At 62.7% G+C, this 18429-nt stretch carries 18 protein-coding genes; 6 read left to right on the top strand and 12 right to left on the bottom strand.

Going from position 1 to position 18429, the window contains the following annotated elements:
• Window positions 1-3: 3 nt before the first annotated feature.
• Both AC1D75_RS21850 and AC1D75_RS21845 read right to left on the bottom strand, forming a co-directional pair.
• A complete protein-coding gene (locus tag AC1D75_RS21850) occupies window positions 4-1716 on the bottom strand; it encodes a tyrosinase family protein (protein WP_495517413.1) in 1713 nt (570 codons plus the stop codon).
• A gap of 208 nt (window positions 1717-1924) precedes the next feature.
• Complete coding sequence (locus tag AC1D75_RS21845; RefSeq protein ID WP_495517412.1) at window positions 1925-2527, bottom strand: hypothetical protein; 603 nt, start codon at window positions 2525-2527, stop codon at window positions 1925-1927.
• A gap of 212 nt (window positions 2528-2739) precedes the next feature.
• On the opposite strand from AC1D75_RS21845, the gene AC1D75_RS21840 reads away from it, so the two are divergent.
• Both AC1D75_RS21840 and AC1D75_RS21835 read left to right on the top strand, forming a co-directional pair.
• The gene (locus tag AC1D75_RS21840) at window positions 2740-3183 is read left to right on the top strand and encodes a DUF6325 family protein (RefSeq protein WP_495517411.1); all 444 of its coding nucleotides are present in this window, start codon (window positions 2740-2742) and stop codon (window positions 3181-3183) included.
• A 24-nt stretch (window positions 3184-3207) separates the two neighbouring features.
• Window positions 3208-3486 (top strand): SHOCT domain-containing protein, encoded by a 279-nt coding sequence (locus AC1D75_RS21835; RefSeq protein WP_495517410.1) that lies wholly within the window; start codon window positions 3208-3210, stop codon window positions 3484-3486.
• Window positions 3487-3507: 21 nt separating this feature from the next.
• On the opposite strand, the gene AC1D75_RS21830 is transcribed toward AC1D75_RS21835, so the two are convergent.
• Window positions 3508-3873, bottom strand: a complete 366-nt coding sequence (locus tag AC1D75_RS21830) for a MerR family transcriptional regulator (protein WP_495517409.1) — start codon at window positions 3871-3873, stop codon at window positions 3508-3510.
• A 100-nt stretch (window positions 3874-3973) separates the two neighbouring features.
• On the opposite strand from AC1D75_RS21830, the gene AC1D75_RS21825 reads away from it, so the two are divergent.
• Window positions 3974-5047, top strand: coding sequence for an alkene reductase (locus AC1D75_RS21825; protein ID WP_495517408.1), 1074 nt, complete (start codon window positions 3974-3976; stop codon window positions 5045-5047).
• Between the two features lie 30 nt (window positions 5048-5077).
• Here the strand turns inward: AC1D75_RS21825 and AC1D75_RS21820 are convergent, their stop codons facing one another.
• Window positions 5078-5722: an eCIS core domain-containing protein gene (locus AC1D75_RS21820; protein WP_495517407.1), complete on the bottom strand. Its 645-nt coding sequence runs from the start codon at window positions 5720-5722 to the stop codon at window positions 5078-5080.
• Between the two features lie 128 nt (window positions 5723-5850).
• Here AC1D75_RS21820 and AC1D75_RS21815 point away from each other — a divergent pair, with 128 nt between their 5' ends.
• Together AC1D75_RS21815 and AC1D75_RS21810 are read left to right on the top strand one after the other, a co-directional pair.
• Window positions 5851-6711 carry an LLM class F420-dependent oxidoreductase gene (locus AC1D75_RS21815; protein WP_495517406.1) on the top strand — a complete coding sequence of 287 codons (861 nt, stop codon included), beginning with the start codon at window positions 5851-5853 and terminating at the stop codon, window positions 6709-6711.
• Window positions 6712-6778: 67 nt separating this feature from the next.
• The gene (locus AC1D75_RS21810) at window positions 6779-7189 is read left to right on the top strand and encodes an ankyrin repeat domain-containing protein (RefSeq protein ID WP_495517405.1); all 411 of its coding nucleotides are present in this window, start codon (window positions 6779-6781) and stop codon (window positions 7187-7189) included.
• A gap of 11 nt (window positions 7190-7200) precedes the next feature.
• On the opposite strand, the gene AC1D75_RS21805 is transcribed toward AC1D75_RS21810, so the two are convergent.
• The 7 genes from AC1D75_RS21805 to AC1D75_RS21775 all read right to left on the bottom strand — a co-directional run bounded on the left by AC1D75_RS21805 (window position 7201) and on the right by AC1D75_RS21775 (window position 16621).
• Window positions 7201-9330, bottom strand: coding sequence for a catalase (locus tag AC1D75_RS21805; RefSeq protein WP_495517404.1), 2130 nt, complete (start codon window positions 9328-9330; stop codon window positions 7201-7203).
• A gap of 202 nt (window positions 9331-9532) precedes the next feature.
• Window positions 9533-10513 carry a TauD/TfdA dioxygenase family protein gene (locus AC1D75_RS21800; protein ID WP_495517403.1) on the bottom strand — a complete coding sequence of 327 codons (981 nt, stop codon included), beginning with the start codon at window positions 10511-10513 and terminating at the stop codon, window positions 9533-9535.
• A gap of 58 nt (window positions 10514-10571) precedes the next feature.
• Window positions 10572-12251: a dipeptide ABC transporter ATP-binding protein gene (locus AC1D75_RS21795; protein ID WP_495517402.1), complete on the bottom strand. Its 1680-nt coding sequence runs from the start codon at window positions 12249-12251 to the stop codon at window positions 10572-10574.
• A 31-nt stretch (window positions 12252-12282) separates the two neighbouring features.
• On the bottom strand, window positions 12283-13164 hold the full coding sequence (locus AC1D75_RS21790) for an ABC transporter permease (RefSeq protein ID WP_495517401.1): 882 nt from the start codon (window positions 13162-13164) through the stop codon (window positions 12283-12285).
• On the bottom strand, window positions 13161-14120 hold the full coding sequence (locus AC1D75_RS21785) for an ABC transporter permease (protein WP_495517400.1): 960 nt from the start codon (window positions 14118-14120) through the stop codon (window positions 13161-13163). The genes AC1D75_RS21790 and AC1D75_RS21785 overlap by 4 nt, the downstream gene beginning before the upstream one ends.
• 15 nt (window positions 14121-14135) lie before the next feature.
• Window positions 14136-15734 (bottom strand): ABC transporter substrate-binding protein, encoded by a 1599-nt coding sequence (locus AC1D75_RS21780; protein WP_495517399.1) that lies wholly within the window; start codon window positions 15732-15734, stop codon window positions 14136-14138.
• Between the two features lie 71 nt (window positions 15735-15805).
• A complete protein-coding gene (locus tag AC1D75_RS21775) occupies window positions 15806-16621 on the bottom strand; it encodes a TauD/TfdA dioxygenase family protein (RefSeq protein ID WP_495517398.1) in 816 nt (271 codons plus the stop codon).
• A 186-nt stretch (window positions 16622-16807) separates the two neighbouring features.
• On the opposite strand from AC1D75_RS21775, the gene AC1D75_RS21770 reads away from it, so the two are divergent.
• Window positions 16808-17443, top strand: a complete 636-nt coding sequence (locus AC1D75_RS21770; RefSeq protein WP_495517397.1) for a TetR/AcrR family transcriptional regulator — start codon at window positions 16808-16810, stop codon at window positions 17441-17443.
• A 69-nt stretch (window positions 17444-17512) separates the two neighbouring features.
• Here AC1D75_RS21770 and sigJ read toward each other — a convergent pair whose 3' ends face one another.
• On the bottom strand, window positions 17513-18424 hold the full coding sequence (gene sigJ / locus AC1D75_RS21765; RefSeq protein WP_495517396.1) for an RNA polymerase sigma factor SigJ: 912 nt from the start codon (window positions 18422-18424) through the stop codon (window positions 17513-17515).
• Window positions 18425-18429 lie beyond the last annotated feature (5 nt).

The raw sequence follows: 18429 nt of genomic DNA, 5'->3' as shown, positions 1-18429 counted from the left end.
GGGTCATCCGAACAGGATGCTGACCGAACCGACCTCGACCTCACCGACGCCGACACTGTCCTCGTCGATTTCACCGACCGGCGCAAAGCGCAACGCCAGACTGGACGGATCCCACTGTCCGGTCGCCAGCAACGACTGAACGGTGTCAGTGATGTCGAAGGTGAAGCTCAGTCCGTGTTCACCGTCGGCACGCATGGATTCGGTGAGACCGAACAGCGGCAGATTGCCGACCCAGATGTCCTCCGGGTCAGGTCCCGACGCTATGTAGACGCCAAACGTTGTGGTGGGCGGATTCTCGGCAACAAAGTGCTCAACCGACAGCAGCACCCGACCCGTCTCGCTCACCCGGGCAACTTCGAGATCGGGGATGTCCACCTCGACCTCTTGGGACACCCCGTTGGAGAGGACCAGCGGCTGGTCGACGGCGCCGATACGTTGCGGTGGAACGTTTTCAGACACGATCAGCTCCTCCTCGCGGGGCGACACACCAGCCGAGGCCGGAATCGACAGGTCTTCATAGGTGTGCGGGCGCAGACCCGGATCGACCACACTGCTGACGGCGACGTTCTGCGCACCACCCCCGACATCGGCAAAGGCGAACTCTTGATCCAGGAATGCCGACGCGGATTCATCCGCTCCCGAGCCCGAACTCGCTCGCCACACCTCCCACAATCGGTCGATGTTGGCGTGGTGCAGCCAGAAGATCGGGTCGCCCGCGGCCTGGTCGAAGTCGCTCATCTTTCCGGCGGCACCCCCCACGGCAACGTGCACCGTGCCGTGTGGCGTGCCCTCCACACTGCCTGCGACAGCAGCACCCGATTCGTTGAGATGGTGGAAGCCGGTCACCGGCCCACCGAAACTCGGCTGAGGCGACGGTGCCGCGTATCTCGTCTGCGCAAACCAACCGCGGGCCGTGGTCTCTGTCGGCAGCAACACCTTCGGGTTTGCCAGGTCGTTGATCCGCGGTGCGCGTTCCGGTTCGAACAACGGATTGGGCTGCCCGGCCAGCTGCGGCATCCGGAAGATCGGCGGCAACGAGTTGCTGTCAGTCCGGTCGTAGTCCCAGTACGGCAGTGCCCATGACTGCCGGACGTCGATGGGGGTCAGCAGATCGGCTGCGATGATCTCCTGGCAGATCGCCTCGAATCGATCGAGATAGATGCGGTGCCATGGCAAGAAGAACCAGGAGAAGTGCTGGCACTGATTGCGCAATCCGTCGCGCGGGTCCGGCGTCATGCCGTGCACCTGTGTGTGGTGTGACCACCACTTTCGAGGGTCGGGACCGCTGTTGAGCTTGAGTACCCCCACCGCCCTTGCGTAGGCGGCGAGTACCGGATGACAGACGTTGGTCGCCGACAGGTTCCAGGCATCCAGACGGACCGATTGAGCCGACGGCGGAGGAATCCGACTCTCTGCCAGCGACCTGATCTCGTCGAGTCTGCGGACCGTTCGCGGCCCGACGTCGTCGATGATCTGCCCGTCGGGAACCAGTAGTTCATCACGTTTGAACCGGTGGATCGCGGCCGATGTCTCACCACCGTAGACACCATCCGAACCGAATCGGGGCAATGCACCCTGATCCCAATCCAGCAGCGCCAGTTGCACCCTCGCAACAGCTGGATCAGTCCGGTTCGTAGTGGTCGAGATACGCTGAGGCCCGTCGGCAGCGATCGCCTCCAACAGCGGATCGTCACCGAAAAGACTGGAGACGAGCATCGTGAGACCTCCGGTTCAGATGAACAGATCGGCCGATACCGTGAACGCCCAGTTCTGACCCGAACCGCAACACCCACTGCCAGCGACCATACGTTGATCGCAACAGTCCGTGGCCCACCTTGGCACGAGTAGTCCGCTACCTGTCCTCACCGGGGAGTTGTGCAGTGTTTCGCGAGGTCAGTCGCCACCAACACGAGCAGTTCGTGGCTCAGTGCCCGAACACCAGCTTCAGCGCGACAATGACCATGGCCAACGTCCCCAGACCAATCGCAGTCCAATGCGTTTTGGAGGTGACCTCCTCCTTGCGGATCCGCACGATGACGTAACTGATCGTCGCGATGCGCAGAACCATGAACAGTTCAGCGATCAGTTGTGCGGTCCTGGGTTCGAACAGACCCACCACAGCAAGCGCGAGGATCAGGCTCGGGATCACGGCGGCGACCAGAATCGGCAGGCTGTCGCGCAGCTCCGCCATCCGCGCCTCGCGGGTGGCAACCGTGTGTTCACGAACAGACCGGCCGACGAGTTCGGCAAAATAATGTGCAATGAAGGTCGTGACGGCCGCACCGACGATCACTGCGATGCCGAACCTGTCGTGCGACTCCGTGACCGGGATCAGCGCCGCCAGCACCAGAATGTTGCCGTAGATGTAGGCGCTGATCCGGCTCGCCATCTGCTCGCGCGTCAGGGAATTGCCGCCACCGAACGGCGCGCGGTTGACCAGCCGAAGAAATCTTTCCTCCATAACGGGAAAGCATGGCATAGTTCGAGAATTGCGGGCCCGCCAGACACGAAACTCATTGCGGTACATTCTCTTCACCCCATAGCACCCTGCGTTCCACAGATTCCACGCCTGCGCGTTGGGGACGCGACGGCACCAACCAGCACATCAGTGCCGATGTTTGACTTTCGCCGCCCGGCAATTTCATCCGGAACGGGTGAGGACTTACCGTCTGCGCCCGCGCAAAATCGTCTCTGCAGAAGTCCCCTGTGCACTGACGAACTCCGAACGGAGACCCGACCATGACCGAACTCGATTTCGATGACCTCGGCCCAGTTGACTATCTGGTGATCGAGTTCCCTGCCGACCGCAATCCCGATGGCTCAGCGCTTCCGCTGCTCGTCGATCTCGTGGAGCGCGATGTGATCCGGGTGCTGGATCTGACGTTCGTCCGTAAAGAACTCGACGGGTCGGTCAGCGGCGTGGCCATCGAGGACTTCGGGCTGACCGGTGACTTCGACGTCACCCTTTTCGCCGAGGCGACGTCCGGACTCATCGACCGCACCGACCTCGACGAGGCTGCCTCGGTCTTGCAACCGGGATGTTCAGGCGCCGTACTGATCTACGAAAACCGTTGGGCCGCACCCTTCGCCGCCAAGTTGCGAAACAACGGAGCGCAATTGGTCGCCTCCGGACGTATCCCGACTCAAGCCATCCTCGCGTCCCTCGACGCACTGGAAATCTGAAAACGAAAGGCCAAGGAACCACGCATGCCCGGACTACTTCGCGGGGTCGCCCGCACTGCCGTCATCGCCGGAACCGCAACCTCGGTGTCCAACCGGGTCTCACGACGCCAAGGTCAGCGCTGGGCCGAACAAGCCCAGCCGCAGGCTCCGCAACAGCAGCAATATGCGCCGCCACCGGCTCCGCCCGCTGCACCTCCTGTCGACCGGATCGGCGCCCTGCAGCAACTCGGCGAACTCAAGGCCCAGGGAGTCCTCACCGATGCCGAATTCGAGGCCGAAAAGGCGAAGATCCTCAACAGCTGACCACCGCACGCTCATCCTCGATCAGTCGACGAGCGACTCCCGATGATTCCGGTTTGCCACAATGAGCTCGTCGAGTGAGTCACGTGCCCTAATGAGGTCGTCGATGTGAGCGGTGATGCGATCCCGCTCCTGGATCATCCGGTCGAACGCGCCGTCGCTGTTCTCTTCGCTGGGTGATTCAACGCAGGGCATGACCTCCGCGATGGTCCGACTGGAGAGTCCGGCGGTGTAGAGCCGCTGGATGAACACGACGTGGTCGACGTCGTTGTCCACGTAGTGTCGCTGTCCGCTCGGACTTCTGGTGCTGGACAGAAGGCCCTGCTCCTCGTAGTAGCGCAGCGAGCGCACGCTCACGTTCGTCTGCGCGGCCAGTTCGCCGATCCTCATCGAGTGTTCTACCTCTCAGGCACTTGCCCCTCACATCAATGTCAGGTTTTAACGTACTCCTCGGGCCCATCACCGGGCCGATGAACACGAGGAGACGCCCATGAACACCTTGTTCGATCGTCACGAACTTGCCGGCCTGACCCTGCCCAACCGGGTGGTGATGGCGCCGATGTCGCGGGTCCGCGCGACGGCGGACGGACTGGCGACGTCGTCGATGGCGGCGTACTACGCGCAACGTGCCACGGCCGGCCTGATCCTCACCGAAGGTGTGCAACCAAACGTTGTGGGGCAATCGAATCCGGGTACGCCGGGGCTGCACACCGACGAGCAGGTCGAGTCGTGGCGTCGGGTCACCGATGCAGTCCACGTCAACGGCGGACGGATTTTCGCTCAGCTCATGCATGGTGGCCGGGTGTCCCACCCCGACACCACCGGTCTGCAGCCGGTGGCCCCTTCTGCGGTTGCCTCCCCCGGCGAGGTCTTCACCCCAACCGGACCACAACCCGCGCCGATCCCGCGCGCGCTCACACTGCACGAGATCCCCGAGCAAGCTCGCTCTTACGCCGACGCTGCCGTGCGCGCGATCGATGCAGGATTCGACGGCGTCGAGCTGCATGGCGCCAACGGGTACCTGATTTCGCAGTTCCTCTCACCAGAATCCAACCTGCGCAACGACTCCTACGGCGGGTCGATCGCCAACCGGATCCGGTTCGCCGTCGAGGCGGCCGCGGCGACCGTGCAAGCAATTGGCAGCGCCCGCACCGGCATTCGGCTCTCCCCCGGTGCCGGCCTCGCCGGCACCGGCGAAACGAACATCCCGGAGGTCTACTCTGCGCTGCTCACCGAACTCGCAGATCTCGACATCGCCTATGTCCATCTCGAGGCAACCACCGACGAGGACACACTCATTGCGTTGCGACAGGCCTGGCCGGGCACATTGATCGTCAATCCCGTTTTCCCGATGGGACCCGAGCAGGCCGACAAGACAGCCGGTGATCACTGGCTCGGACTCGGCGCCGATCTGATCAGTTTCGGCCGGGCATTCATCTCCAATCCAGATCTCGTCGAGCGCCTGCGGACGAATCTTCCTATCGCCCCGCACGATCCCGACACCTGGTACACCGGAGGCGATACCGGCTACCTCACCTATCCCGCGTTTCAGTACAGCGCGTAACCCCCAAATCCTCCGGCGTCGCGTGACCCCTCATCGCAAGCTCGGCGCGCCCTCGCGCCTCCACACGCAATGGAGGTAACCGGTCAGTACGGCGAGGTCCGCGACCTCTGTGGGCGTCGCCGTCTGCCCGTTCGTCTTTCGCAGCAGCTTGTTGTAGCCCTCCACTGCTGCTGCCTGCTGTTCCGGATTCCACTTCGACCACGGGCGTTGCTCGTTGTGCGCTGCGCGCCAGTTGTAGGCGTCCCCGCGGCCACCGCCACGCAGAGCCGCTCGCAACTGGGCGGTCAAACTCCGCGGAATGTAAGCCAATCCGCCGTTCTGGTACTGCCAGACGTGTGCCATCTCGTGGATGAGTGTGTGCCTGCCTCGCTGGGTCAGGTCCAACCCGTCGCCATCGAAAAGTCCCCACGCCGCCTTGAAGTGAATCGTCGCACCCAGGGTGACCGGTGAACCGATCGCAAACACGCTGCCGCGCGTGATGCGGATCGCGGTGTAGTCGACACTGTCGGCGAAGATGTCGCGCGCATAGTCGAGCTCAACGGCGGTCAGCGCCCGTTTCCTCGGTCTGAGGGCATCTGCCAGCAAGCCTGGGTCGAGGTGCCCACGAAGGGCACCAAAACGCCTGGTGAAGCACACCCGCATGGAGGTCTGGCGTTTTTCCTTCTTGCTGCGCACGCGCCCCATTATCCGGACCGGCGGACGACTTCCGAACCCCGCGCCGAATCACCCGCGCGCTCGGATAGCGTGGACAACAGCCACCAACAACACCGACGGCGCCTGAGGCGTCGGACGAGGAGACAGTCATGCAGCTCACCGGGGTAGGCATATGGAGTTCACAGTTGCGTTACGGCGATCCCGCCGAATCAGCAGAGGCCGCGTCTGAACTGGAGGAACTGGGATACACCGCGCTCTGGTTCCCCGACGTCGGCGGCCCGGTATTCGACTCGGTCGGCAATCTCTTGCAGGCGACCAAGACAGCCGTGGTGGCCACCGGCATCCTCAACCTCTGGATGCACGAGCCTGCGGACGTGGCCGCCAACTACCACCGTCTGGTCACCGAGTACGGCGATCGTCTTCTGCTCGGTATCGGTGTCAGTCACGCGCCGCTCGTCGACGCCGGCGAACCCGGGCGATACAAGAAGCCACTGGCGGCGACCAAGGCATTTCTCGATGCCATCGATGCAACCGAACAGCCCGTGCCCGTCGACCGGCGAGTACTCGCCGCCTTGGGACCAAAGATGCTGCACCTCTCCGCGACTCGCGCCAGCGGATCCCACCCGTACCTGGTCACACCGGAGTTCACCGCGCAGGCCCGAGAAGCACTCGGCACCGGCCTTCTGCTCCTTCCCGAGCAGACCGCCATCCTGACCACAGATCGCGATCAGGCCCGGATCATCGGCACCGAATGGCTCCGCAACTACCTCAAACTCCCGAACTACGCCAACAACCTCCTGCGGTCGGGGTTCACCCAAGAAGACCTCGACACCGTCAGTGACCGGGTCTTCGACGCGATCATTGTCTGGGGTGACGAGGACGCAATCCTCGGAAGAGTCCGGGAACACCACGCCGCCGGCGCCGACCACGTGTGCGTGCAGGTCCTCGGCGCCGACGCGGCCGCCTATCCCCGCGAGCAGTGGCGTCGACTGGCTGCCGCCCTGAACTGACAGACCGTCGGGTCATGGGCGATCCGAACAACCTGGTGTCGAATGCGCACCGTTGGGTACTCGCGGCATGCCCAACAACCAGGAGGTCAGTGTGAATCTCACCGAACAAGAACTCGAACTCTTTCAGAGCGCCTTCGATTGGGCTCGACAGGGCGACCACGCAGCGCTGCAGTCATTTCTCGACATCGGTGGTCCGGTGAATCTGACCAACGACCGCGGCGACACGTTGCTGATCTTGGCTTCCTACTACGGCCATATCGAGGCCGTCCGAGTGCTGCTCGCAGCTGACGCAGACGTAGAACGCGTCAACGACAACGGCCAAACTGCGTTGGGATCAGCAGTCTTTCGCCGAAGTGAAGTCGTCGTGCGGGCACTGCTCGCTGCGGGGGCGGACCCACACGGAGGGGCTCGATCAGCCACGGCCGTTGCCGAGTTCTTTCAACTCGACGATATGGCCGCAGTGCTGATCGAGCCCTGACGCCTCCGGGGCTACTTCTTCTTCGCTTGCCGCTTCTGTTCCGGCCGATCCGGAACAGACGGCGGCACTGCAGAACTCATGACGGCAGGGGCACGATCCCAGGCACGGTGCAGACCAACCGCGGCCAACAGCGACTCGTTGAACGCCTTGACCGCCGAATCACCAACCACCACACCGGGATCATCCAGCGCGATGCCCGAGGCCTCGAGTATCGCGCCGCCGTCACCCCAGGCTCCGATCGCCTTGCAGTGCCGGAACGCCTCCTGCAGCAGCAGGACCAACTTGATGTCGGCAGAAGGCGTGGTGCCTCCGGCGACAACCAGCGCATCGAACTCGATGGACCGGACGGTCAGGAATGTCCGCTCGACGACCTGCTTTCGCGCTGCCTTGCCGAGCACGCCGCCAACGGGGGCGATGACGTGCACGGTCGCGCCTTTGCTTTCGGCAGCAGTTCGCAGTTTGTCTATTCCGCTCAGATCAGAGTTCTGATCTGCGATGACACCGATCTTGCGTCCGGCGATCGGCCCAGGCGCGAGGATCACCTGCGACAGGGCGGGCGAGGTGATGACGTCGGGAACAGGTTCGCCCTTGGGTGCAGGCAAACCCAGTCCTGCAGCGACACGTTCGCAGAGATCTGTGTCGACGTTCGCCAGCACCTGCAGCTCGCGTTCCTTGATGGACTGCTCGAACACCTTGCCCAGCTCAAACGTGAACGCCTCGACGATATGGTCCTGTTCGATCGGGGTGAGGCTGCGATAGAACATCGCCGGCTGCGTGAAATGGTCGTCGAACGACACCGGATTGGCGCGTACGGCACGACCTTCGATCACCCGTTCGGTCTGGACGTAGCCACCTTCATCGAGTCCGGCGAAGACCGGTTCGTCGTCGTCGATGCTGTTGTCGCGGTACGGCGCAAGTCCGGTGTGCACAGCGGTTTGATGGAATCCGTCGCGATGCATGTCATTGACCGGCGCGTGCGGCCTGTTGATGGGCAACTGCGCGAAGTTCGGTCCACCAAGCCGGGTGAGCTGGGTGTCGAGGTACGAGAACAACCTCGCCTGCATCAACGGATCGTTGGTGACCTCGATTCCGGGCACGAGATGGCCGGTGTGGAAGGCGACCTGCTCGGTTTCGGCGAAGAAATTGGTGGGATTGGCGTCGAGTGTCAGCTTGCCGATCATCTGCACCGGAGCGAGCTCTTCGGGCACCAGTTTGGTGGGGTCGAGCAGGTCGATGCCCTCGAAGGTCTCGGTGCCGTCGTCGGGCATCACCTGGATCCCGAGCTCGTATTCGAGGGGCGCGCCTGCCTTGATGCCGTCGGCCATGTCGCGTCGATGGAAGTCGGGGTCGACGCCGGCTGCGATCTGCGCTTCTTCCCACACCAGCGAATGCACACCGGCGACCGGCTTCCAATGGAACTTCACCAGGCTGGTGGTGCCATCGGCAGCGACAAGCCGGAAAGTATGGACGCCAAAGCCTTCCATCGTCCGGTATGAACGCGGGATACCGCGATCACTCATGTTCCACATGACGTGGTGGGTGGCCTCGGTGTGCAGGGACACGAAGTCCCAGAACCCATCGTGAGCCGACTGCGCCTGCGGCAACTCGATGTCGGGTTGGGGCTTGCCGGCATGGATGATGTCGGGGAACTTGATTCCGTCCTGGATGAAGAAGACGGGGATGTTGTTCGCGACCAGGTCGAAGGTGCCCTCATCGGTGTAGAACTTGGTGGCAAATCCACGAGTATCACGGACGGTGTCCGCCGAGCCTCGCGATCCCAACACTGTCGAGAAGCGTACGAAGACGTCCGTCTTACGGTTCTTATCCGCGAGGAAACCCGCCTTCGTCACCGATTTGGCAGTGCCGTACGACTGGAAAGTTCCGTGCGCGGCCGCGCCCCGGGCGTGCACGACCCGCTCTGGGATGCGCTCGTGGTCGAAATGCGTGATCTTCTCGCGCAGATGAAAGTCTTCGAGGAGGGTGGGTCCGCGTTCTCCGGCCTTGAGCGAATGATGCGTATCGGGTAACCGCAGGCCCTGGGCGGTGGTGAGAAACTCGCCTTCTTGTGCGCGGGTATCCGAGGCGCCGGTCGGACCGATCGGTGCTGGTGATGATTGATCCGGACGGGGTGAAGGAGGCATGTCCACTCTGCTTTCTTCGAAGTCTGTACGGGCTGTTCTCGGAGAGAAAGTCGTTGACGTGCAAAGTGCAAACACCCGCACGACAACGACCGCCGGCTACCATTTCTGAACCGTGCAGATCCCGTGTACCCAAGCGCCCCAATTCTTAAGCGCACCCGGGTTTGTGGCAGCCACCGTTTACGCGGGGGCCACCGATCCGGCGTCACCGGACAGCAAACCCCGGGAGGCGCTGCGTGTCCTCGATGACCGAGAAGTGCGATGCGTCGCCTTTGATGACGCGGCTGGTGTTGCCATGGACATCGACGGGCAGGTCGCCGGCGAGGGTCACCCGGTGCACACTGCGGGCCTGGTTGCCATAGTCGGAGATCCCGTAGTGCTGTGTGGAACGGTTGTCCCAGATCGCCAGGTCACCGGGCTCCCATGCCCAGCGAACGGTGTTCTCGAGCTTGGTGATCCGCGCCTGCAGCAACTGGAAGAGCGCGGTGGTCTCTGATGGCTTGAGGCCGACGAATTCTTTGACAAAATGTCCGAGCAGCAGCGTCTTCGCCCCTGTTTCGGGATGCACGCGGACCACCGGATGCTCGGTTTCGTAGATCTCGCGGGTGAAGTCGCCGTAATTGCTGGCACCAGTGGCGGGCACCTTGATGTTCTGGGAAGCCTCGGCGTAGTCGTACGCGTTGGTGTGGACGGCACGCAGGTTCTCGACCAGGTGCACCAGCGATTCCGGGAGCTGGTTGTACGCCGCTGTGGTCGACGCCCAGGTGGTCGCGCCGCCGTATTCGGGAATGGTGGTGGCGCGAAGGATCGACGCCTTCGGGATCCGGTCGATGAACGTGACGTCGGTGTGCCAACTGCTGGCCGCGCCGTCGATGATCAACATCTTGTTCTCGGCCGAGGTCAGGGTGGGATGCGTGGTGGTCTGGAGGCCCAGGGTGCCTGCGAACTCGTATTGAAGGGCGTCATCGAGATGATCTTGCCCCCGGAAGAACACGACACTGTTGGTTGCGAGTGCATAGCGGATCGCCAAGGCGGTCTCTGCGGACAGATCGCCGGAGAGGTGAACGCCCTCGATTCGGGCTCCGATGTGTTCACCCACCTTGTGGACGGTGATCCCACCGGCCGCATAGATCTCCTCGGCACTGGTTGCTGCGGTGGTCCGGTCGAACTCGGCTACTGCGGTCATGACAATCCTTTCCTTGTTGGACAGAAGGTTTCGAAAAGTTGGACTGGTCGAACATTTCTCAGATCACGGCTGCGAGGGGCTTTGAAACGACGATGTCGGCACGACGTTCGCGTTGCCGGACGGGGTCTGGAATGGGGACAGCAGCAACCAACTCGCGTGTGTATCCGTGCGTGGGGTTGCCGAAAACCTGCTCGGCGCTTCCCAATTCCACGATTTCACCTCCCCGCATCACCGCGACCCGATCAGACACCTGGTGCACAACGGCGAGATCGTGACTGATGAACAAGCACGCGAATCCGTGCTCGGCGCGGAGCTCGGCGAACAACTCGAGTATCTCGGCCTGCACAGACACGTCGAGCGCGCTCGTGGGTTCGTCGGCCACGAGCAACCGGGGTGCCAGTGCCAACGCCCGCGCGAGGGCGACGCGTTGGCGCTGACCGCCGGAGAGTTCACCGGGCTTGCGTTGCGCATACGATCTCGGCAGCTTCACAGAGTCGAGTAGGTCACCCACCCGCGCAGTCAATTTCGACCCCGAGACCACCCGATGGACCTCGAGTGGTTCGCCGATACTGGCACCCACCGAGCGACGCGGATCGAGTGACGCGGCAGGGTCCTGATGTACCAGGGCCATACCCCGGCGACTCCTGCGCAGTTCCGAACCGGACAATTTTGCCAGGTCCCGGCCATCGAGCAGCACCTCACCGGCGGCGACGGAGGTGATGCCGAGTGCAGTCCGTCCCAATGTCGTCTTACCTGAGCCGGATTCACCGACCAGGCCCAGAACCTCTCCGGGATGCAGATCGAGGGATACACCGTCCACAGCCCGGAACTCGGGGTTGCCGTGCCGGGCCGGGAAGACCACGGACACTTTGCGCAGTGACAACACGGCGTCGGTATCGGAGATCGGTGTGGTGGATTCGGCAACCTCACCGGCTTCGGGGAGCCTGGGGACCGCGGCCAGCAGCGCCTTGGTGTACTCGTGACGAGGCGCCGAGAAGAGGCTTGTCACAGAGCTTTCCTCGACGATCTGGCCGCGTTTGAGGACCACCACGCGGTCGGCGATATCTGCCACGACGCCCATGTTGTGTGTGATCAGGAGAATGGCGGTCCCGGACCGATCGCGCAGCCGTCGCAACAGTGCCAGTATTTCTTCCTGCACGGTCACATCGAGCGCGGTGGTCGGTTCGTCCGCGATCAACAGTGCCGGTTCGCCCGAGAGTGCCAGGGCGATGACAACCCGCTGCTTCTGACCGCCCGACAGTTGGTGCGGATACCAGTCCACCCGAACCTCGGGCTCGGGGATCTCGACCATCCGCAACAGTTCCACCGCTCGGGCCCGGGCGGCGTTTCGGGACACCTTGCCGTGCGCCCGAAGGGCCTGCGCGATTTGCCATCCCACTTTGCGGACCGGATTGAGCGCGGTCTGCGGTTCCTGGAAAACCATCGCGGCGCGGGTTCCGCGCCACTGGTTGAGAGAGCGTTCCGTTGCGCCGATCACCTGGTCGCCGGCCAAGACGATGGAACCGTGCGCCTGTGCGCCCTGCGGGAGCAGCCCAAGGGCGGCACGGGCAGTCATCGATTTGCCCGAGCCGGATTCGCCGACCAGCGCCACGATTTCGCCGCGCTCCACGCTCAGATTGACGTGGTCGACCACGGGGGCCACCCCACTGTCAGCGTCGCCGAACCTGATGACGAGGTCGTGGATCGACAGCAGGGTGGCCGTGTGTGAAGTGGTCATGATCAATCCTTCGGTCCGCGACTGGCTACTGTCAGATTCGGCGGGCATGGTTCAACCCCTGGGCGATGAGGAGGAAACTCAGGACCATCGCCGACACGACGATCAGGGGTCCAACAGCATAGGCCGGGTTGGCGTCGAGGTTCGGCACCGATGCGGCGATGATCGATCCCAGCGAGGGGTTTGGTGGCCGCACTCCGATGCCGAGGAAGCTCATCGCACTTTCGGCGAACACACCCGCCGACATCGACAGTGCCAGTTGCACACCCAACGGTTCTGCGGCATTGGGAAGAACGTGCTTACGCAGCACCCACCAACGGCCTGCGCCGATCACTTCTGCCGCCTCCACGTATGGCAGCTCGCGCACCTTCAACAGTGTCGTTCGCAGCAGCCGCCCGAAGATGGGGATCTCAGCCGCCACGATCACCGCCACGACCGGCCACACTCCCGGTCCGGTGATGGCGACAAGTGTGATGGCCAGGATCAACAGCGGGAAAGCAAGGATCACATCGAACACTCGCTGCGTGACCACGTCGGCGACCGTGTTCAGACTCGACAACAGTCCGAACAGGGCACCCAGAACAGCGCCGAGCGGAACCGCGACCACGATGATCAGCACGTTGGTGCGGATGCCGTACAGAGTTCGGGTGAACACGTCACGATTCACCTCGTCGGTGCCGAACCAGTGATCGGCACTCGGCCCCAACAGGTTGGCGCCTTCGATCTGTTCGTTCGGCGAGAACGAGGTGAGCCACGGCGCCAGCACACCGGCGGCAATGATCACGCTCAGGATGATGACGCCGACGAGTCCTTGACCGGACAGCAGTGCGCCGAGCATCGGATTGCGACGCCGATCGCTGTTGTCGGAATCGGCGGTATGTCCATCGATGCCGGGCTCTATTTCGATGACGCTCATGCCTGTCCTCCGATCCGGATCCGTGGGTCGAGGTAGGCGTGAAGGATGTCGGTGAGCAACTGGATGAGCACGAAGATCGTGACCGACAGCAACAGCAACACCTGCACCACCGGATAGTCGCGCCGACCGATGCCCTGCTCGATGAGTTGACCGATGCCCGGCCAGGCAAAGATCGCTTCCACCAGCACCGCACCGCCCAACAGATGACCGGTCTGAATGCCGACGACGGTGAGGATGGTCGGTACGGCGTTGCGTAGCGCTGTGCGGGTCACCAGATTCCACCGCGACACCCCGGCGGCGCGCGCGGTGATCACATACTGCTGGCCCATCTCGGTACGCAACGACTCGCTCAGAAACCTCGTCAGGGAGGCGGCCACCGGCAGTGCCAGACACACCGCGGGCATCAGCAGGTACTGCACTGTGATATCGGGTTGCGCCCAGAATCCCTCTGGCGGAACACCACCCGACGGCAGTACCGGAAAGATCACCGCGAAGACCAAAACGAGCAACACGCCCGTGACGAAGTTCGGGAGAGCAACAGAGACAGTGTTGATGCTGTTCACCGTCGCGGTCAGCCATCGATTCGGCCAGGCGACCACTGCGATGCTCAATGCCAGACTCATGATCACCGCGAGGAGAAGCGCGGTTCCGGCCAGGACCGCCGTGTTCCCGAGACCGGCGAGTACCAGATCAGCGATCTCACCACCGAGCACATACGACCGCCCCAGATCGAAGGTCAGAACGTCACCGATCCACGAAAAATATTGCGCAACCATGGATTTGTCGAGCCCGAGTGAATGCCGGATCGAGTCGATCGACTCCGGGGTGGCGTCCGGTCCGGCCAACACCACAGCCGGATCACCCGGCACCATTCGCATGGTGAAGAAAATCAGTAAGGATGCCAGGAACAGGACCACCAGCGCGGAGGGCAGGCGTCCGATCAGATAGCGAAACATGTGTCGTCCGATCTCTCAGGCAACGTAGGCGTCAGTCAGCAGGGTCTGCCTGGATTTGGTCCACGCCACGTCGTGCACCCTCGTGGCGGCGGTCGGTTGTGGGATCTGCACCGCGATCTCGACGAGGAACACGTCGCGCAACAGCAGATCACTGATCTGCGCGTAGTGTTCGACCGCCGTTCCGTCGACTCCGTCACGGGTTTCCCACGCAGCGCCTGCCGCTTCGGTGTACTCGGGTGATGAGTACCGAGATGCGTTGTGGGCAGCGTTGAACGGGTATGCACTGACGGTGAGAGTGGACGGAACATATTGGGCAAATGTGTGGCCGTAGAGCCACAGTCCGCGGAACTCGGCAGCTATCAGCGTCTTGAGGAAGACCGATTGTTCGATCGGATCGAGTTCCACCGTGATTCCCACGTCGGCGAGATTTGCTTGCACGATCTGCGCGATGGCCTCGAAGTCGCCACCCCCTCCGGGGTACGTGAGCGGAATGGTCGGCAGTTGGCCCACCTCGGCGACCAGCGACCTGGCCTTGTCGACATCTCTTGTGTACGTGTTGTTTTTCGCCTCGTCGTACGCCACCGAGTGTTTCGGCCACGGCAGGTTGACGGCATAGCCCGAGTCGCGGAGCACTTCGGTGACGATGCGATCACGATCAATCGCGTACGCCAGTGCTTTCCGGACACGGACATCAGCGAGCGCAGGCGCGGTGACGCTCACTCCGAGATACGACTGTGTCTCCGCGCCCTCCAACCCGGTGACGTTGAAACCGTCTGTGTCGCGGAGGGTTTGTGCATCCCGTCCGGCCAGCTCGCCGGCGTAGTCGATCCGTCCCGACTTGAGTGCACTGAGCCTGCCCTGCGCGTCCGGGATGATCAGGGCTTCCACACGGTCGAGGTACGGCCGATCGGGCACCCGGTAGTTCGCGTTGCGCTCGAAAGTGATCTGACTGTTGGGACTTCGCGACGTGAACACGAACGGTCCGGTGCCGATGAAGGTTTCACCATTCTGCAGCTGACCGAATGTCTCGCTGTCGAAGATCGGAGCAAGTTCGAAGACATCGAACAGGTTCCCGACCGGGTGTGCGAGCGTCAGAACCAATGTCTGTGGATCACTCGTATCGTAACCGGTGATGATCGCAGCAGTGCTGCGGAGCTGGGCAGAGAACCGGGGATCGGTATAGGTACGCAACGAGAACTCGGCGTCCTTCGCGGTGAACTGTCTGCCGCTGTGGAAATAGACGTCATCACGCAAGTGCACGGTGTACGTCAAGCCATCCGCCGATTGCTCCCAGGACTTCGCCAGCAGCGGCTGGGGTTCGATGGAATCGACGGGATACCGGGTCAACGTCTCGAAGACCAAGCCCAACATGAGGGTTCCGGCCAGGCTTCCACCCGTCAACAACAGCGGCGGGTTGATGTCATCGGTGACTCCGACTTTCAGGCTGCCGCCGCGTACCGGCTGCGCCGATGCATCACCGGCTTCGCGCTGCTCACCGACCGCCGAGGAACACGCGGCCAGGGACCCCGCACCCAGTACCGCAAAGGCGGTGAGTCCGGCACCACGAAGGAAGCCGCGTCGGCTGACGGCAGCCGTTGAAATAGACGAGCGCATGGATTTACGTCTTTCAGGATCAAGAGGGACAGAGGGAGTCGATCGGCGTGAACCCGTGCGGGGGTGACAGCTCAGCCGACGGCGGGAATCGGCACCTCGGGCGCCACTTCGATGCGATGGATACGCCGGTTGCCGTCGCCGTAGTCGTAGATGGCGTTGTGCTGGACAAAATGGTTGTCCCAGATCGCGATATCGCCGACCTGCCAGCGTCTGCGGCACGTGAACTCGGGCCGTATCGACTCTGCTCTGAGGAGATTGATGATCGCATCGCTCTCGGACTTCGACAATCCGTTGATGTCCGGGGTGAACAGATTGTTCACGAACAGCGACAGCTTGCCGGTCTGCGGGTGGCGGATGACCACGGGATGACGAATATCTGTTGGCTGGGCGGGCGTGTTCGGAAAGCGGTGCGAAGCGCTCAGGCCGAGAAGCAGCTGCCGGATGGGTTCCGACAGCGCCTCGTAAGCGGCGATCTGACTCGACCACATGGTGTCGCCGCCGAACGCCGGCAGCTGCTGCATGTGCAGAACGCTGAACCGTGAAGGCCTCGGCTTCCACGACACATCGGTGTGCCACTGATTCGCCTGGTACGCGTTCTCGTTCTCGGTGGAGATCACCGAGATCTCCGGATACCCTTCGTCGCCGAGGTTCTGAAGATGCACGTGGGGGTGTTCGATCGGTCCGAAATGTTTCGCGAATGCGGTGTGGACATCGGGATCGAGTCCCTGGGCGGGAAAGAACAGCACACCGTGCCGGTACAGCTCATCCTTGATCCACTCCACCTGCGCGCCATCAAGGTTTCCGACTGCTGCACCGTGGATCTCGGCACCGATCATTCCCGAAATCGGGTGCACCGACAGTGACGTTTTGGTCTCGAGAGTCGTCATGGATCTCCTTGAATCGCGCTGATGTTCGGTGATGGCCGATGCCATCCGAATGTGAATCTAATGCGATCTCATTAACTTGACCCCGTATAGATTTCACTTGCGTCCATCTATTGATTTGCCGGCGCCGAGTTGCTACAGGCAGGCAGTGGTTTCAAATCAGCCCGGCGCGAGGCTAGGTTTGACGCTGTGGCAAACAGCAAAGGGCGGTACGCCTCGGGAGAGGCCACCAGAATACGTCTGATCGAGAGCGCTGAGCGGTTGTTCGCCGAACGAGGCTATGACGCGGTGTCCCTCAACGATATTCGGCAGGCGGCCGGGCAAAACAACGCCTCGGCGATCAGTTACCACTTCGGATCCAAAGCCGATCTCCTGCAGGCGATCTTCGAGTACCGACTGCCCTCGATCAACGCCGATCGCAACGCCGTCGTTTCGACCTTGTACCGCGCCGAGGAGGCACCGTCGACCCGGGCAGTGCTGTGGGCGACGGTGCAGCCTCTCGCCAACACCCTTGGTGAGGGCAACAGATATGTCGGCGTCCTCGACCAACTGATGACCGCCGGGCTGATCGGAGAACACTTCATGGCAATCGACGCCTCGGTCAACGAAAGCGGTCGCGTTGTCGCCGAGTCACTGCGGGCGTCCGTCGGGCACCTGCCGCCTGCGGTGGCCGATCTACGTCTGGAGCTCGTCTTCACAAGCATGGTTCGGCACCTCGCGAACCTCGGGCGAAGCGGGACCGTCCCCACTACCGAGGACCTGACCGACGCGATCGACGCCTGGGAGGGACTTCTCCTGGCCCCCGTCTCCACTCCACGGATCTGACGACATCCGGACCTCGGTGCGTTCACAAAGCGACCGCGCGTCGGGCCTTATGAACTCATTGCGCCTGTGTCAGTGCAGGTCAGTTCCGAATGACTGTCTCCGACCACCCTGCACAGCTCCCAGTTTCGCGGGATTGGCAACATTGTGGATCTCCGCTATCTGACCATCGGAGTTCATCGTGAACGTGAAGGTGCCGATCACCCGCGCGGCCCCGGTGATCAAAACCCCTAGGGCACCATTGATCTCGGTCACGGTGAAAGCCATGTCGGCAATGTCGACGCCCTCGTAGGGTCGCTGCGACACCCCCGCCAGCCAGGCCGATACCGCAGTGGCGCCAGAGATCGGCCGCCGCGCCTGTCGAACCTTGCCTCCACCGTCTGTCCACAAGGTCACCTCTGGAGCGAGGAGTTCCATCAATGCGTTGATGTCGCCACCGCCGGCCGCGGCGAGAAACCGATCGACCACGTCGCGGCTGTGGCGTGGCCCCACGTCGAACCGTGGGCGGCGGGCCTGCACGTGCGCTCTGGCGCGCCGACCTGTCTGGCGCACAGCAGTTTCCGTTCGCTCGAGCGTGGTGGCGATTTCGGTGTAGCTGAAGCCGAATACCTCTTTGAGCACAAAGATCGCCCGCTCCAACGGGCTCAGGCTCTCCAGGACCACCAGCATCGCGACCGACACCGATTCAGCCTGCGAACCTTGATCAGCGGCTTGATCAAGTTCGGTCAGGATCGGCTCGGGCAACCACGGGCCGACGTAAACCTCGCGTCGACGTTGGGATGAGCGGAGACGATCCAGGGCGACATTGCAGACCATCCGCACAAGATAGGACTTGGGTTCGGCCACCTGTTCCATGTCGACCCGCGACCATTTGAACCAGGTGTCCTGCACCGCGTCCTCGGCATCTACTGCGGTGCCGAGGACCCGGTAGGCGGCTGAGAACAGCAGGCCGCGGTTGTCGTCAAAGATCTGTTGCGCATCCACTACTC

This window comes from Williamsia sp. Y712, from assembly GCF_059445525.1.
This window is presented reverse-complemented; position numbering and strand designations above follow the sequence as displayed.